A 14,837-nucleotide genomic window follows, 5' to 3' on the forward strand; every position below is an offset into this window, starting at 1 on the left:
TCGCGGAAAGCAGCTTTCCGCGACAGCTTGATTACTGGCAACCGCTCTGGCCTGAAGCCCAGCGGTTGACGTCGGCGGCGATCCTGCCGCCATGGCTTTCCTGCATCATGGGACCGAAAGCCTCGACGCGTGCAGGATTGCCTTGCGCCTGCACGACGAGCAGCGGACGTAATGCCGGATTACGGGCGGGCACGACCAGAATGCGCGGACGTCCGGTGAAGGAATTCAGTTCCGGCGCGAGTGAGTAACCGCGGAAATCCTTGTCCTTGGATTTGAACCAGCAGCTATTTGCTGCCAGCGCGATGCGCTCCATGGTTGGCAGTGCCGCCTTGCTGGCGTCGACGGCGATGGGCCCCGTGGGCTTGCTGGAAGTGCAGGCTGCAAGCAATGCAATGGCCGGGAGGGCCAGAAGAGCGAAAGTCTTGGTCTTCAAGGAGGGGCTCCGATAGTGCGTGCCTTCAAAAAGGCACGCATGAGAGGTGGGGGTAAACAGTGTCAGGCTAGTGGTCTGATTCCGACATTTGCGTCCCTCTGATACAGGCGCCGAGCAAATGTCGGAATCGCAAAGACCACTAGCAACTTTATGTATCTAGTGGATTTTTCGAATTTGACGTTTGAAACAGCATCTCATTCAGTCGGCATTCAAACGTCAAATTCAATCCACTAGTTGCGGCATGAAAGCTTTCAGTCCGTCATCCATCTCGTTCCAGATGCGCTCAAAAACCGGATGCTGTTTTGCCTTGGCGGCATATGCATCAAACTTCGGGAACTCGTCCAGCAAATCCGCTCTGCCCGAGAGTTTCTTCAATGGTTCCATCAGAAAACGCACCGGCAACAGCCAGCAATCTGCAAGGGTCGGTTCGTCTCCGGTGGCATAGGCTTTGTCCGAGAGACGGCTTTCGACCACTTTCAGGCCGGTATGCATCTTTTCGAACAGGCGTTCGATGCTTGCATTGTCGCGCTCGGGCTTGCTCAAAAGGATGAAAAGCTTCATCGCGGGTCCAAGCACGTCCAGTTCCGTCACGCGGGCAAGGAGGCGAATAAGTGCGCGCTCGCGCGGCGTTCCGGGCAGCACGGATATTTCGGGAAAATGATCTTCGAGATATTCGGCGATCACCGTCCCTTCGTACAGCGTTTCTCCGGAGCTGGTAATCAGCACGGGAACGCGGCGGAGCGGTGTGATATTGCCGAAATCGGCCGGGAACGGGTAGGGCATGTTCATCGGCTTGAACGACAGGTCCTTCAGATAAAGAACCCCGCGGACAAAGGCCGAGTAAGGGGAAAGAGGTCTGGAATAAAGCTGCATGAATGAAGTTCCCCTGATTCGTTATCGCTAAAATGTGCGAGGCATTTCCAGCAAAAGTGTGAACGCTCTTGCCTGGATAGCGCATGAAACAAATATGGGGCGATCCCGACGATTCCTCCGGATCAGGACCCTCCCGAAGTCAAGCTGCCACGAAAATAGACGCTTTGCCAGTGCAGTTTTGCAGCTGAGGCGTCAGAGCAGGCGCAATAAAAAAGGCGGCTTCAATCGAGCCGCCTTTTCCGTTTATCTGTGTGCCAGCTTATGCAGCGAGGCCCAGCGCGCCAGCGAAGAGCGCCCGACCGTCATCACCGCCATGCGCGGATTCGATCAGGTTTTCCGGATGCGGCATCATGCCGAGCACATTGCCGCGTACGTTGACGATACCGGCAATGTCGTTGACCGATCCGTTCGGATTGGTGCCTTCGGCATAGCGGAACACAACCTGGCCTTCGCCTTCGAGACGCTTCAGCGTTTCGGCATCGGCGAAATAATTGCCGTCATGATGCGCGACCGGGCAGCGGATGATCTGGCCCGGCTTGTAGCCGCGCGTGAACGACGTGTTGGCGTTGGTTACTTCGAGTTTCACTTCGCGGCAGACGAACTTCAGCGAAGCATTGCGCATCAATGCGCCCGGCAGAAGCCCGGCTTCGACGAGGATCTGGAAACCGTTGCAGACACCCATGACCATGACGCCCTTATCGGCCTTCTCGCGAACGGCCTGCATCACCGGCATACGGGCTGCAATCGCACCGCAGCGCAGATAGTCACCGTAGGAAAAGCCGCCCGGAATCAGGATCAGGTCCACATCGTCGGAAATGCTCGTATCGGTCTGCCAGACGGTCACCGGTGCCTGTCCGGTGATCTTGGTGAGTGCTGCGATCATGTCGCGATCGCGATTGAGACCGGGAAGGAGAATGACTGCGGATTTCATGAGCGTCTCTGTCCTTTGCCTGGTCAGCCGATGGCGATGGAATAGTCTTCGATCACCGTGTTGGCGAGCAGCTTTTCGCACATGGCCTTCAGGTCGGCTTCGGCCTTGCTCTTGTCGGAGCCATTCAGTTCGAGGTCGAAAACCTTGCCCTGACGGGCCGAGTTGACGCCGTCAAAACCGAGGCTGCCGAGCGCGCCGACGATTGCCTTGCCCTGCGGGTCGAGAACGCCGTTTTTCAGTGTAACGGTGACGCGTGCCTTGATCACTCTGTAGTTCCTGCAATTTTAGAACGAATGAAACAGCCCGGAAGGCTTAATCTGGCATGATCCCGAAAACCGTGTCGACTTTCCGGGATCGTGCCCTTCCGGGCTGGGCGGATCATTTTACTTCACAAGCGTAGGGCCAGCCGGGCGCGGCGTGTCGTTCTCGTTCATGATGCCGAGACGGCGAGCCACTTCCTGATAGGCCTCAACCAGTCCGCCCATGTCGCGGCGGAAACGGTCCTTGTCGAGCTTGTCATTGGTGGTGATATCCCAAAGACGCGCAGAGTCCGGAGAAATTTCGTCGGCGACGACGATGCGCATCATGTCGCCTTCCCACAAGCGACCGCATTCCATCTTGAAATCGACAAGCTGGATGCCGATGCCGAGGAACAGGCCGGTCAGGAAGTCGTTGACGCGAATGGCGAGCGCCATGATGTCGTCGATTTCCGGCGGGCTTGCCCAGCCGAAAGCCGTGATATGCTCTTCGGTGACCATCGGGTCGTCGAGTGCGTCAGCCTTGTAATAGAACTCGATGATCGAGCGCGGCAGCACGGTGCCTTCTTCAAGGCCAAGGCGCTTTGCCAGAGAACCGGCGGCGACATTGCGCACAACCACTTCAAGCGGAATGATTTCCACTTCCTTGATCAGCTGCTCACGCATGTTGAGGCGGCGGATGAAGTGCGTTGGAATGCCAATGCGGTTAAGCTGGGTGAAAATATGCTCGGAAATGCGGTTGTTCAGCACGCCTTTTCCGTCGATGACTTCATGCTTCTTTGCATTGAAAGCGGTTGCATCATCTTTGAAAAATTGGACGAGCGTACCGGGTTCAGGGCCTTCATAAAGAATCTTGGCCTTGCCCTCGTAAATACGGCGGCGACGGTTCATGGCTTTTCTCGGATTTCCATATTTATGGTGATCGGCTCTAAGCCGCTATTCTCGCGGGCTACCTATAGCAATTGTGGGCTTTTAACAATCCTGCTTTGTGCCCGTTCCCCCGTTTTCGCTGTTTCTGATGCAAGTTTATGCATGAGTCGCAAGAAAGTAGTCTTTAGCTCTTGTATAATCTTGCTCCCCTTGCCAGCTTTAGGCAAGAGAACGGATGACGATCTCTTCTAACTTGTAAGTCTGGGAGCTTTATGAATGACCACTGGCATGGATGATCGCCGCGACGCTTTTGAAAAGAAATTCGCGCTTGATGCGGAACTGCGCTTCAAGGCGGAGGCACGCCGCAACAAGCTTCTGGGACTCTGGGCCGCAGACCAGCTTGGCAAGAAGGATGCGGATGCCGAAGCCTATGCCAAGGAAGTCGTTGCCGCCGACTTTGAAGAATCTGGTGATGAGGATGTTTTCCGCAAGGTGCGCGCCGACTTCGATGCCGCAAGTGTAAGCGTTGCAGACGAAGTTATTCGTGAGAAGATGTTTGCTTTCCTTGAAGAGGCAATCCGCCAGGTAAAGCAGGATTGATGGATGGTTCGGGGCGGAAGGGTAGATAGCGCTTCCGCCCTGATCCTTTTGAAATGAAGGAAATTCGAATGTCGTTGTCTTCGCGCCTCCGCGCCGGGGAAACAGTGCTTTCTGCATGGTCCTCCCTTCCCGAACCCCTGACGGTCGAAATTCTCGCCCATAGCGCCTTCGATGCCGTAACGCTGGACATGCAGCATGGCGGCCACGACGAGGCGAGTGTTCTTCGCTCTCTCGGCCTTATCCTGAACGCTGGCAAGCCGCCGGTCGTGCGCGTTCCTGTCGGACGCTTCGACATGGCAAGCCGTGCGCTGGATTTTGGTGCGCAGGCGGTCATCGCTCCGATGATCAATTCCGTCGAGGATGCCCGCAGGTTTGCAGCCGCCATGAAATATCCCCCGGTGGGCGAACGCTCATGGGGCGTGTTCCGGGCCAATGCGGATTACGGCGCACCGGGTTCCAACGATTATCTGACTACCGCAAATCACGATACGCTTGCCTTCGCGATGATAGAAACGCGCGATGCCTACGATGCGCTGGATGCCATTCTGGATGTTCGCGGCATCGACGGCGTTTTCGTCGGCCCTGCGGATTTCTCCATTGCGTGGAGCAACGGGCGTGAGGCAAATCCGAATTCGGATGCGATTGTGGAACCTATCGGCAATATTGCCCGCAAGGCCGCTGCGGCAGGAAAGATTGCCGGTATTTATTCACCGTCACCGGAGTTTGCGCGTCGCTACATTCCGCTTGGTTTCCGCTTCCTGACACTCAGCAATGATGGCGGTTATATCCGGCTCGCAGCAGAAACGCTGACCAAAGCGGTTCGCGACTAATTCCATTGCAAGATATTCAACAAGAAAAGGCGGGCTAATGACCCGCCTTTTTCATGCTGTATGAATAAACATCAGTGATGCTTGGGCGCCTGTAGTTGCGTCATGAACTCGGCGAACACCATCGAGCCTTCCGGCCACGGTCCATGACCGGATTCCGAGTTGATATGCCCGGATTCGCCAGCATCGATCAGCATTGCACCCCAGTCCTTCACGACATCTTCGGCAGCTTCAAAGCTGGAGAAGGGATCGTTGCGGCTGACCACGGTGATCGTGGGGAATGGCAGACGTTCACGCGGGTAGGGGCCAAACGTCATCAGATGCTTGGGGCGGATCTTGTCGTTGGAAACATCCGGAGGCGCCACGAAAAAGGCTCCAGCCACCTTGTGCTGAAAATGCGGCAAGGCATGAACCGCAGTTGCCACGCCGAGCGAATGCGCGACGAGAACGATCGGCCTGGTCGCCGCATTGGCGGCCTTTACCACTTCACCAATCCAGTCTTCGCGAACAGGTTTGGTCCACTCGGCCTGCTCGACGCGCCGCGCCGTCGAGAGTTTGCTCTCCCAACGGGTCTGCCAGTGGTCGGGGCCGGAATTGGTATAGCCGGGGATGATGAGGATATCTGCGTCTTTGACTTTCATGGCTTCCCATTTAGAGAGGCTTTGTAACTTCTTCAAGCCGTGCTTGTTGTATGCTTGGTATAGAAGGCATGCGAATGATGAACAGCCTGTTCGCTGATCGTGATCTTGTGAAACATGTCCCAAATGGTGATGTTTAGGCAAGATTTGAAACACGACGGAGAGACTGGCATGACAATCAGCAGACGTAATATCCTCGGCGCTGCCGGGACTGCTGTCATGGCCAACATTCTTCCTGTTCGCGCAGAAATGCCGTCGAAGGAGGGCGACATGACACAGCATTTGAGAGCAACCGCAGTCGAAACCGAACGTACGGTTGCTCCGCTTCCATTCGCAATGACCACGCCAATGCGTGTGGCTCGCGTTGGCCTGAAGGCGCGCGATGCCGAAACATTGGCTGAATATTATCGCGATGTCGTCGGCTTGCGTGAGATGACGCGTCGCGGCGCGTCGATTGTACTCGGCGCCGGCGACCGCGAACTGATGGAAATTGAACAGTTTTCGGCGGCCAGGCCGGACGACCCGCGCAGCGCCGGTCTGTATCACACCGCATTCCTGCTGCCGACACGTGGCGACCTTGCGCGCTGGTCGCGCCGCGCCATCGACAAGCAATTGCCGGTCAGCGGTGCATCGGATCACAAGGTAAGCGAAGCCATCTATCTGACCGATCCCGAGGGCAACGGTATCGAAATCTATTCAGATCGTCCGAATAATGAGTGGCAGTGGAATGGCGACCGTGTTGCCATGAGCACCGATCCGCTCGATGTCAGCAATCTGCTCGATGTCATCAAGCGCGAGGGCGGAGAATGGGACGGCGCACCGCAAAACACCGTGGTTGGTCACGTTCATCTGCGCGTCGGCAATGCCCATGAAGCCGAAACCTTCTGGCACAATGAACTCGGCCTCGAAACCGTTCAAACCTATGGTGACCGGGCTGTGTTCATGTCCACCGGGCGCTACCATCACCATATCGCTGCCAATGCCTGGCAGAGTGCCGGTGCGGGCAAGCGTGACGAAGATCGGACCGGCCTCGGCTGGGTTGAGCTGGAAGACACGCGTGGCGGTAACAACAGCACCTTCGTGGATCCATGGGGCAACGTGGTCAATACGATCAAGACCAAGGCGTAACCAGCCCATCTCCTGAATGTAAAAAAGCCCCATGTTTTCATGAACATGGGGCTTATTCCTGTCTCCGTGCTTCCTCCCTCATCCTGAGGTGCGGAGCGAAGCAAAGCCTCGAAGGATGAGGGCAGGCGGAGTGTTTCCCTCAGCCCTTCGAGACGCCGTTTTCAACGGCTCCTCAGGGTGAGGGAGGGGTGGGCAGCGCCACTTCAACCGAAGACGCGCTTGAAAATCGTATCTACATGCTTGGTGTGGTAGCCGAGATCGAACTTTTCGCGGATCTGTTCTTCGGAAAGAGCCGCGCGTACTTCCGTGTCGGCCAGCAGTTCCTCAAGGAAGTCGGCACCCTGTTCCCAGACCTTCATGGCGTTGCGCTGCACAAGACGATAAGCATCTTCACGCGACACACCTGCCTGAGTGAGCGCCAGAAGCACGCGCTGCGAATGCACCAGACCGCGGAACTTGTTCATGTTTTTCAGCATGTTGTCCGGGTAGATGACCAGTTTTTCGATCACGCCAGCCAGACGGTTGAGCGCGAAGTCGAGCGTGATGGTGGTGTCCGGGCCAATCGCACGTTCGACGCTCGAATGCGAAATATCGCGTTCGTGCCAGAGAGCCACGTTTTCCATCGCAGGCGTTACCGACATGCGAACCAGACGGGCGAGGCCGGTCAGGTTTTCGGTCAGAACCGGGTTGCGCTTGTGCGGCATGGCCGACGAACCCTTCTGGCCCGGTGAGAAGAATTCTTCCGCTTCCAGAACTTCCGTGCGCTGCATATGGCGGATTTCGATGGCGATGTTTTCCATCGAAGAGGCGATGACGCCGAGCGTTGCAAAGAACATTGCATGGCGGTCACGCGGGATCACCTGCGTCGAAACCGGCTCTGCCTCGAGGCCGAGCTTGGCGCAGACATATTCTTCCACACGCGGGTCGATATTGGCGAATGTGCCGACGGCACCGGAAATAGCGCCGGTCGCGATTTCCTCGCGCGCCGCAACGAGGCGGGCGCGGCCACGTGCCATCTCGGCATAGAAGCGCGCAAAGGTGAGGCCCATGGTCGTCGGTTCGGCATGGATGCCGTGGCTGCGGCCGATGCGGACCGTGTCCTTGTGTTCAAAAGCACGCTTCTTCAGAGCTTCCAGAACGCGGTCCATGTCGGCAAGCAGCAGATCGGCAGCGCGTACGAGCTGGACGTTGAGCGTGGTGTCGAGCACGTCCGAAGAAGTCATGCCCTGATGCACGAAGCGGCTGTCCGGGCCGATGAATTCCGCCAGATGCGTCAGGAAGGCGATGACGTCATGCTTGGTGACGGCTTCGATTTCGTCGATACGGGCGACGTCGAACTTCGCCACGCTACCCTTTTCCCAGATGGTCTTGGCCGCTTCCTTCGGGATGACGCCGAGTTGCGCCAGCGCCTCGCAGGCATAGGCTTCGATCTCGAACCAGATGCGGAACTTCGTTTCGGGCGACCAGATGGCGACCATTTCAGGCCGGGAATAGCGCGGGATCATGGGTGCATCCTATAGAATGGAATAGACGGACGGAGTTTAGTGATTACGTGCGGCCTGGGCAGCGGTGCGGATCGCCTGGATATTGGCGCGGTAGCTCTCGACGGAGTTGCCCTTGTAAACGGCAGAACCGGCCACGAGAATGTTGGCGCCTGCTGCAACGACCGAGCCTGCGGTTTCCGGTGTAATACCGCCGTCAACTTCGATATCGATAGGGCGGTCGCCAACCATTTCGCGGACGCGCTTGATCTTGTCGAGCATCGGCGTGATGAACTTCTGGCCGCCAAAACCGGGATTGACGGTCATGACGAGGACGAGATCGACATCATCGATGACGTTCGTCAGCGCTTCGGCGGGCGTTGCCGGGTTAAGCGCCAGACCGGCTTTCTTGCCCAGAGCGCGGATCGACTGCAGCGAACGGTGCGTGTGCGGACCGGCTTCGGCGTGAATTGTGATGAGATCGCAACCAGCATCGGCAAACGGGGCCAGATAGGGATCGCAAGGCGCAATCATCAGATGCGCATCGAAGAATGCCTTGGTGCGCGGGCGGATCGCCTTCACCACCTGCGGGCCGAAAGTAATGTTCGGCACAAAATGGCCATCCATGACGTCGATATGCACCCAGTCGGCACCGGCTTCCAGCACGGCATCGACTTCTTCGCCAAGACGGGCGAAATCGGCGGAAAGAATGGACGGGGCGATGGCGATGGGGCGCATATGTGATCTCCGTAACTTTGGCCAGCCCCTAGCACATGAGGGGCAAGAATCCTATCCCCAGCGCTTGTGGAACCACATCCACTGGCCGGGATATTCGCGCACCCATGTCTCAACGGTATCGTTCAGCAGTTGAGCTGTTGCTGCAACATCGATCTCGCCCTTGTCGTCGCGCGGCAATTCCATGCGCTCATAGAGTTCGAGACGATAACGCCCGCCGGGAAGGCGGATACAGCGTGCCGGATAGACGTCGCAATCATATTGCCGCGCAAGCTTGGCCAACAGTGGATTGGTCTTCACCGGGCGATTGAAGAAGGTGGAAGGCACACCGCGGCGGAATTTCTGGTCCACGAGCATGCCGACATTGCCGCCTTCATCGAGGATGTGCGCAAGCGACCATGCAGCCCCAGCTTTCGACGGCACCAGATGGCCCATATTGGTGCGACGGGCCTTCAGAACTTTGTTGGCGATATAGGGATTGTTGGGCGGGCGGAAGAGCGCCGTAACGTTCAGGCCGAAGGTGGCGGCGCAGATCGGCAGAAGCTCGAAATTACCGGTATGAGCGGTGAAGAAGATATGCGGCTTCTTCTCGTCGCGCAGGCGTTCGAAAATCGGAATGCCTTCCACTTCGACCAGGCCCGGCGTTGTGGCATTGGGGTCGAAGTCGAAAACGGCGTCGAGGAAGATATATTCCGCGAAAAGGCGCGCCATCGAATCCCACATTTCGCGGGCGATTTCCTCGATTTCCGCGTCGCTTTTCTCAGGATAAGCCTGACGCAGATTATCGGTGGCAACCTTGTGGCGCGGCGTCAGCGGCCCGACCAGACGGGCCACCTTGGCTGAAAAGCTGATTGCAGCCTTCGCCGGAAAAAGGCGCAGCAAGCCAAGCAGCAGAAAGACGGCCTGCGCCCAGAGCCAGTAGTTGAACTGCTTCAGCTTGCGGGTCCAGCGGAAGAGCAGAAGTTTCAGCTTGAACATCATGGACGTGGGCGACTCAGTCGATCTCGAGAATGATCTTGCCGAAGACGTCGCGGCCTTCCATGCGCTTCAGCGCCGTGTCGATATCGTTGAAGCCGACCACGGTGTCGATGACCGGATGCACGATGCCGCGCGCCATTTTCTGCATGGCGTCGGCCATGTTTTCCATACGGCAGCCAAACGAACCCAGAATCTTGAGCTGCTGCTGGAAGAGCTGCATCAGGTTCATATTGGTCGAGACGCCGGAGGTCGAGCCGCAGGTGACGAGACGCGCGCCGCGCTTCATGCAAAGCATCGAACCGGCCCAGGTATCCGCGCCGACATGCTCGAACACCACATCCACACCCTTCTTCTTGGTGAGCTTGCGCACCACGCCCTCGAAGCGGTCTTCCCGGTAGTTGATGACGTGATCGGCGCCGAGTGCCTTGGCCTTCTCGATCTTGTCGTCGGAACCGACTGTCGTGATGACCGTGCAGCCCATCTTCTTGGCAAGCTGGATCGCGGCTGAACCGATGCCGGAACCGCCAGCCTGAACGAGAACGGTTTCGCCGGGCTCAAGCTTGGCATTGTCGAACAGCATGTGCTCGACCGTACCGAAGGTTACAGGGGCGACGGCGGCGCCGATGGCATCCACACCGGGAGGTGCCGGAACGAGAAGACGGGCAGGCAGGTTCACTGCCTCGCAGGCAAAGCCGTCGAGATGGAAACCATGCACGCCGCCGACATGTTCGCACAGATTGTCACGGCCTTCGCGGCAGGCGCGGCAAAGACCACAGGTGCGCGCACCATAGATCGAGACGAGCTGACCGGGCAGGAGATTGGAAACGCCGGAGCCGACAGCATCCACAACGCCTGAAGCTTCCGCACCGATAACCAGCGGCATCTTGCGCTTGGCAAACGCCATGCCGCGCCAGCCCCACACGTCGATGTGGTTGAGCGCAACGGCCTTGATCTTCACGGTTACCTCGCCAATGCCGGGGGCAGGCGGCGGTGCGATATCGGTGATTTCAAGGCGGCGATCGTCGAGAAGCTGCAAGGCGCGCATGAAGTAATCCTTTTCAAGACATAATCCCGGAAACGGCGAACCGTCCGGGATCATGGGAAAATTCGTATTTGTCGGACCGATTAATTCGGATTTGCCGCCAAAACAAGGCTCGTATTCTGTCCGCCGAAACCGAACGAGTTGGAAAGCACGGCAGAAACTTCTGCCTGACGCTTCACATTCGGCACGACATCAAGCGGAATAGCCGGGTCCGGATTGTCATAATTGATGGTCGGGGGCAGGGTGCCCGTCTGGATCGTCAGCAGCGAGAAGACTGCCTCGATAGCACCTGCAGCGGTCAGCGTGTGGCCGATCATCGACTTGTTGGAGGAAACCGGGATGGAGGCAAGCTTGTCGCCGAATACGGTCGAAAGCGCCAGATATTCCATCTTGTCGTTTTCGGGCGTCGAGGTGCCGTGGGCGTTGATGTAAGAAATCTGCTCTTCGGTCAGACCGGCATCGGCCAATGCGGCGCGCACCGTGCCAATGGCAGGTGAAGCGTCCGGCTTGGAACGGGTGCGGTGGAAATCATCGGCCTTTTCGCCGCAACCGGCCAGAATGCCCAGAACCTTGGCGCCGCGTGCAACAGCGCTTTCGAGTGATTCCATCACCAGCGCGCCGGAACCTTCCGACATGGCAAAGCCGTCGCGGTCCTTGGAGAAGGGCTTGGAAGCCTTTTCCGGCTTGTCGTTCTGGGTGGAAAGGGCCGAAAGCAGCGAAAAGCGGATCAGGGCTTCGGCAGAGACGGAGCCGTCAGTTCCGATGGAAAGAACCCGATCACTTTCGCCACGACGGATGGCTTCGACACCAAGCTGGATCGCAGTCGCACCCGAGGCACATGCGGTCGAAAGCGTGATCGGCAGGCCGCGCGTGCCAAAAGCTTCCGACAGGCGTTCAGCGATATAGCCGAACTGGGTCGTATTGAAGAGGTCATTCTGACGGGCGCGGCGGCATGCTTCCAGCAGGAGCTGATAGCTTGCCGGACCTTCATTCTTCACGGTCGCATCAAGTGCGAACCGGCTTTTCCAGTCCAGTTCGACCGGAGGAGCCGCCAGAAAAAGCGGACCGCCGAAATCGGTAGACGAAAGACCGGACTGGGCAAGGGCTTCCTCACCTGCGAGCCGGGCCAGCGCTTCGGAGAGCGCCGATGCGCCCACATCGCTTTCGGCCAGGAAATCGACAGTTCCGGAGAAGCGTGTATTGAGGTTGTCGGTTGGAAAGCGGGTGATGGCATGGATACCCGATTTTCCGCCGGTCAATGCAGCCCAATTGTCTTCCTTGCCCTGACCGAGCGAGGAAACCACACCTGCGCCGGTGATGGCGACAATGGGACGGCCGAGATGGTCTGTATATTTCGTCATCTTATACTCTCACCAGCTTTGCTGCGCCTTCGGCACGAGTCGCTCCGACTGCGGTGACAATTGCTTCGCTGATTGGGCCACTGGCATCCTTTTCGGATGCATCCAGCGGTGCAAAAGCCTCGCCTTTCCAGACGGATATGGCCGCAAGTGCCAGCGCCAGCGGGAACTGCGCTTCGCGCAAATGACCGGTCAGGCCGGATATGCCGCGATAAGTGGCTGACAGAGCGTCCAATGCGGTTTTCTCCGCGCCGGTCGCTTCATGGGCGCCGGAAGCAGCGGAAACAACATAGGAGGGGTCCTTGCCGTCATTGGCTGCGAGGATGAGTTCACGGATGGTGTTCGTAAGATCGGCATTGTCGCGCCGGATCTGTGCACTTTCGATGCCGGCAACTTCCGCATAGGCGCGTGCGCCGCGCTTGGCTGCGTGGTCAGCGCTTTCCAGAACAAGGAACACGCCGCCGGAACCGGAAATCATGCCGCCGCCAGCCGAACCGTCACGCTGCCAGAGCGGCGCCCAACCATCATGCTTGAGCAGTCCGCCAAGCTCGTGACCGAGAATCATGTCGAAATGTTCGGCATTGTAGGAACCGCCAACCAGCGCATGAGTGCTCTGACCCGTGCGAATGCGCGCCGCTGCGGTTTCGATAGCCGAAAGGCCGGAACCTTCTTCGCCCATGAAGGTACGCGAAGAACCGGTCACCTTGTGGACGATCGAAATATTGCCTGCGAGCAGGTTGGAAAGCTGCGCCAGAAACAGGGTCGGGCGAAGTTCAGTCGAGAGTTTCTCATTCAGCATGACGCCGCGATCGTTGCGGGTGCGGCCTTCATCCAGAATCTGCATATCGACGGTGATGTCGCGTTCGCCACCACCGGCACCCACGACCATATCCATGGTCGCGCAAAGCGCCTCGTCGTCCTTCATGCCAGCATCCTGCAGAGCAAGCCCTGCGGCATAGGTGCCAAGGCGCTGCCAGGTTTCCATCTGGCGCTGATCGCCACGCTTTGGAATCTGCAGGCTCCAGTCCACTTCACCCAATGGATGAACAGTGTAAGGCGCAAAGGCTTCCTTTTCGAGGCGCGGCTCAGTGCCAGCCTTCGAGAAAGCGTTCCAATGCACATCGACCCCTTCGCCGAGCGAGGAGATGATGCCGATACCTGTGATGACGACTTTATTGTTCTGCATGGGTCCCGTTTGTCCGTCGATGCTGAGACTGCTCTGACACGCGAAAAATTCGCGCTACCAGAAACGGAATCAGGGCGAACATTTCTGTTCACCCCTCAATACCGCCATATTATGTGCCGGATCAGCCTTTTTTGGCTGCAACCAGCTCATCGATTTTTGCGCAGAGGTTCTTGAGAACAAAATATTCTTCGGTCGGAACCTTGCCTTCGTTCACTTCCTGGGTCCACTGCTCAAGCGGAATCTTGATGCCGAAAGCCTTGTCGATGGCGAAGACGATGTCGAGGAAGTCGAGGCTGTCGATGCCCAGATCGTCGATGGTGTGGCTATCTGGCGTGATGGTGTCACGGTCGATTTCACTGGTTTCGGCGATGATGTCGGCGACTTTGTCAAAAGTAGAGGACAAGTTTCGATTCCTTTATTCATGGCGGTGCCACAGTTGGCACGCATCTGACTGTTTGCGCGTGTCTAGCGTTTTTCCGGTGACAGGGAAAGTCATATTACTTTCATAGTCACCGAGCTTTCAAAACCGCATATAAGGCGCGCAACATACGAAGCGCAACATAAAGACAAACTCTAATTTTGGAAATATTCTCAAAACTGAGTTATTACAACTGGGCTAGGGTTCGTTTCTGACGCGCCGCACAAAATACCAAAGACCAACCGCAGCACAGGCGATCATCACAATTGCCAGTGCGTATTGCACCGGGCCATTCCCCGATGCAATTGCCACGAGGCCTGATGCCACGCTCCCCATTGTCCCCAAAGCTTCCGGGTGCTTCAAAACAGATGTGACGGCCATATCGCCCTGACGGGCCTTGGGTGAGATATCATTCGTCGGTCCTGCGGCATGGATGATGGGCGCGTTGGCAGCGAGCGCCAGCGCGCGAGAACGTACCCGTTCGACACGGGCGAGCCAGCCTTTGCCGAAGGTTGAGGCTGTAGACAATCCTTCCAGCCAGGATGCGCGTGCATCGCACAAAGCATTGATGACCTCGTCGGTAGATCGCATATTGGCGGCCGCAACCGTCTGGGCTCCAATTATTCCATCTTCGGGCAAGCCCAGAATACCTTGCAGCATCCTTGCCGCGCGTGCGGGACCTGAATTGACCGAAAAGTCGAACAGGGCGTAGTCGAGACCCGAAGGCAGGTTGTCTCCGTCGATCTTGTTCCAGAATTGCACCTGATAGATTTGCGTGGCAGTTGCTGGCATCATTTCCTTTACGTCTTCGGGCGATGCCTGATGTCCGTCCCATGCGGACAGGGTTGCGATGGTGATACCCATATTGGTTGCGCCGCCGGGATCAGCGGGATTGTCTGCATATCCGCCTTCTTCACTAAAAATATAAGGCATGACTTTCTGGAAATTCGATTTCATTGAAAAAGCCTCTAATTTAGTATTTATCGATAAAAAACAGTAATTTATAGCTCAGGATATCATTGGTTCTTCAGAAGAAAATAGTGTGAAAACTACTTGTTCATGCATTCAATCAAGATTGGTTC

General features: G+C 57.2%; 17 protein-coding genes. 3 read left to right on the top strand and 14 right to left on the bottom strand.

Annotated elements, in window-relative coordinates:
* Positions 1 to 31: 31 nt before the first annotated feature.
* From KWJ32_RS16315 to purC, 5 genes are all read right to left on the bottom strand, one after another.
* Positions 32 to 433 (bottom strand): hypothetical protein, encoded by a 402-nt coding sequence (locus KWJ32_RS16315; protein WP_012092240.1) that lies wholly within the window; start codon positions 431 to 433, stop codon positions 32 to 34.
* Between the two features lie 222 nt (positions 434 to 655).
* On the bottom strand, positions 656 to 1,306 hold the full coding sequence (locus KWJ32_RS16320) for a glutathione S-transferase family protein (protein ID WP_012092239.1): 651 nt from the start codon (positions 1,304 to 1,306) through the stop codon (positions 656 to 658).
* A gap of 259 nt (positions 1,307 to 1,565) precedes the next feature.
* Complete coding sequence (gene purQ / locus KWJ32_RS16325) at positions 1,566 to 2,237, bottom strand: phosphoribosylformylglycinamidine synthase subunit PurQ (RefSeq protein ID WP_151609809.1); 672 nt, start codon at positions 2,235 to 2,237, stop codon at positions 1,566 to 1,568.
* A gap of 23 nt (positions 2,238 to 2,260) precedes the next feature.
* Entirely contained in the window at positions 2,261 to 2,503 is a 243-nt protein-coding gene (gene purS / locus KWJ32_RS16330) for a phosphoribosylformylglycinamidine synthase subunit PurS (RefSeq protein WP_010661208.1), read from the bottom strand.
* Positions 2,504 to 2,620: 117 nt separating this feature from the next.
* On the bottom strand, positions 2,621 to 3,385 hold the full coding sequence (gene purC / locus KWJ32_RS16335) for a phosphoribosylaminoimidazolesuccinocarboxamide synthase (RefSeq protein WP_010661209.1): 765 nt from the start codon (positions 3,383 to 3,385) through the stop codon (positions 2,621 to 2,623).
* A gap of 255 nt (positions 3,386 to 3,640) precedes the next feature.
* Between purC and KWJ32_RS16340 the strand changes: the two genes are divergently transcribed.
* The gene (locus KWJ32_RS16340) at positions 3,641 to 3,964 is read left to right on the top strand and encodes a DUF1476 domain-containing protein (protein ID WP_012092237.1); all 324 of its coding nucleotides are present in this window, start codon (positions 3,641 to 3,643) and stop codon (positions 3,962 to 3,964) included.
* Between the two features lie 62 nt (positions 3,965 to 4,026).
* Positions 4,027 to 4,794, top strand: coding sequence for an HpcH/HpaI aldolase/citrate lyase family protein (locus tag KWJ32_RS16345; RefSeq protein WP_029376246.1), 768 nt, complete (start codon positions 4,027 to 4,029; stop codon positions 4,792 to 4,794).
* A gap of 71 nt (positions 4,795 to 4,865) precedes the next feature.
* Here the strand turns inward: KWJ32_RS16345 and KWJ32_RS16350 are convergent, their stop codons facing one another.
* Positions 4,866 to 5,432, bottom strand: a complete 567-nt coding sequence (locus KWJ32_RS16350; protein ID WP_010661212.1) for an alpha/beta hydrolase — start codon at positions 5,430 to 5,432, stop codon at positions 4,866 to 4,868.
* A 267-nt stretch (positions 5,433 to 5,699) separates the two neighbouring features.
* On the opposite strand from KWJ32_RS16350, the gene KWJ32_RS16355 reads away from it, so the two are divergent.
* A complete protein-coding gene (locus KWJ32_RS16355) occupies positions 5,700 to 6,557 on the top strand; it encodes a VOC family protein (RefSeq protein ID WP_049768425.1) in 858 nt (285 codons plus the stop codon).
* A gap of 203 nt (positions 6,558 to 6,760) precedes the next feature.
* On the opposite strand, the gene purB is transcribed toward KWJ32_RS16355, so the two are convergent.
* The 8 genes from purB to KWJ32_RS16395 all read right to left on the bottom strand — a co-directional run bounded on the left by purB (position 6,761) and on the right by KWJ32_RS16395 (position 14,712).
* Complete coding sequence (gene purB / locus KWJ32_RS16360) at positions 6,761 to 8,062, bottom strand: adenylosuccinate lyase (protein ID WP_012092235.1); 1,302 nt, start codon at positions 8,060 to 8,062, stop codon at positions 6,761 to 6,763.
* A gap of 36 nt (positions 8,063 to 8,098) precedes the next feature.
* Entirely contained in the window at positions 8,099 to 8,776 is a 678-nt protein-coding gene (rpe, locus tag KWJ32_RS16365; RefSeq protein ID WP_012092234.1) for a ribulose-phosphate 3-epimerase, read from the bottom strand.
* 51 nt (positions 8,777 to 8,827) lie between these two features.
* Positions 8,828 to 9,754, bottom strand: coding sequence for a lipid A biosynthesis lauroyl acyltransferase (locus KWJ32_RS16370; protein WP_012092233.1), 927 nt, complete (start codon positions 9,752 to 9,754; stop codon positions 8,828 to 8,830).
* A gap of 13 nt (positions 9,755 to 9,767) precedes the next feature.
* The gene (locus KWJ32_RS16375; protein WP_125334290.1) at positions 9,768 to 10,796 is read right to left on the bottom strand and encodes a zinc-binding dehydrogenase; all 1,029 of its coding nucleotides are present in this window, start codon (positions 10,794 to 10,796) and stop codon (positions 9,768 to 9,770) included.
* An 80-nt stretch (positions 10,797 to 10,876) separates the two neighbouring features.
* On the bottom strand, positions 10,877 to 12,154 hold the full coding sequence (locus tag KWJ32_RS16380) for a beta-ketoacyl-ACP synthase (RefSeq protein ID WP_010661218.1): 1,278 nt from the start codon (positions 12,152 to 12,154) through the stop codon (positions 10,877 to 10,879).
* A 1-nt stretch (position 12,155) separates the two neighbouring features.
* Positions 12,156 to 13,337, bottom strand: a complete 1,182-nt coding sequence (locus tag KWJ32_RS16385) for a beta-ketoacyl-ACP synthase (RefSeq protein WP_012092231.1) — start codon at positions 13,335 to 13,337, stop codon at positions 12,156 to 12,158.
* 121 nt (positions 13,338 to 13,458) lie between these two features.
* Positions 13,459 to 13,740 carry an acyl carrier protein gene (locus tag KWJ32_RS16390; protein ID WP_006466638.1) on the bottom strand — a complete coding sequence of 94 codons (282 nt, stop codon included), beginning with the start codon at positions 13,738 to 13,740 and terminating at the stop codon, positions 13,459 to 13,461.
* 213 nt (positions 13,741 to 13,953) lie between these two features.
* Entirely contained in the window at positions 13,954 to 14,712 is a 759-nt protein-coding gene (locus KWJ32_RS16395; RefSeq protein WP_012092230.1) for a glycoside hydrolase family 108 protein, read from the bottom strand.
* Positions 14,713 to 14,837 lie beyond the last annotated feature (125 nt).

Origin of the sequence: Ochrobactrum sp. BTU2 (assembly GCF_024539785.1) — a bacterium.
In the GTDB taxonomy this organism is placed as follows: Bacteria; Pseudomonadota; Alphaproteobacteria; order Rhizobiales; family Rhizobiaceae; genus Brucella; species Brucella anthropi.

What these genes read in the sequence shown, in the direction of transcription:
- rpe (WP_012092234.1), bottom strand. Translation starts at nt 8,776, where the DNA reads ATGCGCCCCATCGCCATCGCCCCGTCCATTCTTTCCGCCGATTTCGCC.
- KWJ32_RS16355 (WP_049768425.1), top strand. Translation starts at nt 5,700, where the DNA reads ATGACACAGCATTTGAGAGCAACCGCAGTCGAAACCGAACGTACGGTT.
- KWJ32_RS16385 (WP_012092231.1), bottom strand. Translation starts at nt 13,337, where the DNA reads ATGCAGAACAATAAAGTCGTCATCACAGGTATCGGCATCATCTCCTCG.
- KWJ32_RS16350 (WP_010661212.1), bottom strand. Translation starts at nt 5,432, where the DNA reads ATGAAAGTCAAAGACGCAGATATCCTCATCATCCCCGGCTATACCAAT.
- KWJ32_RS16340 (WP_012092237.1), top strand. Translation starts at nt 3,641, where the DNA reads ATGACCACTGGCATGGATGATCGCCGCGACGCTTTTGAAAAGAAATTC.
- KWJ32_RS16380 (WP_010661218.1), bottom strand. Translation starts at nt 12,154, where the DNA reads ATGACGAAATATACAGACCATCTCGGCCGTCCCATTGTCGCCATCACC.
- purQ (WP_151609809.1), bottom strand. Translation starts at nt 2,237, where the DNA reads ATGAAATCCGCAGTCATTCTCCTTCCCGGTCTCAATCGCGATCGCGAC.
- KWJ32_RS16395 (WP_012092230.1), bottom strand. Translation starts at nt 14,712, where the DNA reads ATGAAATCGAATTTCCAGAAAGTCATGCCTTATATTTTTAGTGAAGAA.
- purB (WP_012092235.1), bottom strand. Translation starts at nt 8,062, where the DNA reads ATGATCCCGCGCTATTCCCGGCCTGAAATGGTCGCCATCTGGTCGCCC.
- KWJ32_RS16320 (WP_012092239.1), bottom strand. Translation starts at nt 1,306, where the DNA reads ATGCAGCTTTATTCCAGACCTCTTTCCCCTTACTCGGCCTTTGTCCGC.
- KWJ32_RS16370 (WP_012092233.1), bottom strand. Translation starts at nt 9,754, where the DNA reads ATGATGTTCAAGCTGAAACTTCTGCTCTTCCGCTGGACCCGCAAGCTG.
- KWJ32_RS16375 (WP_125334290.1), bottom strand. Translation starts at nt 10,796, where the DNA reads ATGCGCGCCTTGCAGCTTCTCGACGATCGCCGCCTTGAAATCACCGAT.
- purC (WP_010661209.1), bottom strand. Translation starts at nt 3,385, where the DNA reads ATGAACCGTCGCCGCCGTATTTACGAGGGCAAGGCCAAGATTCTTTAT.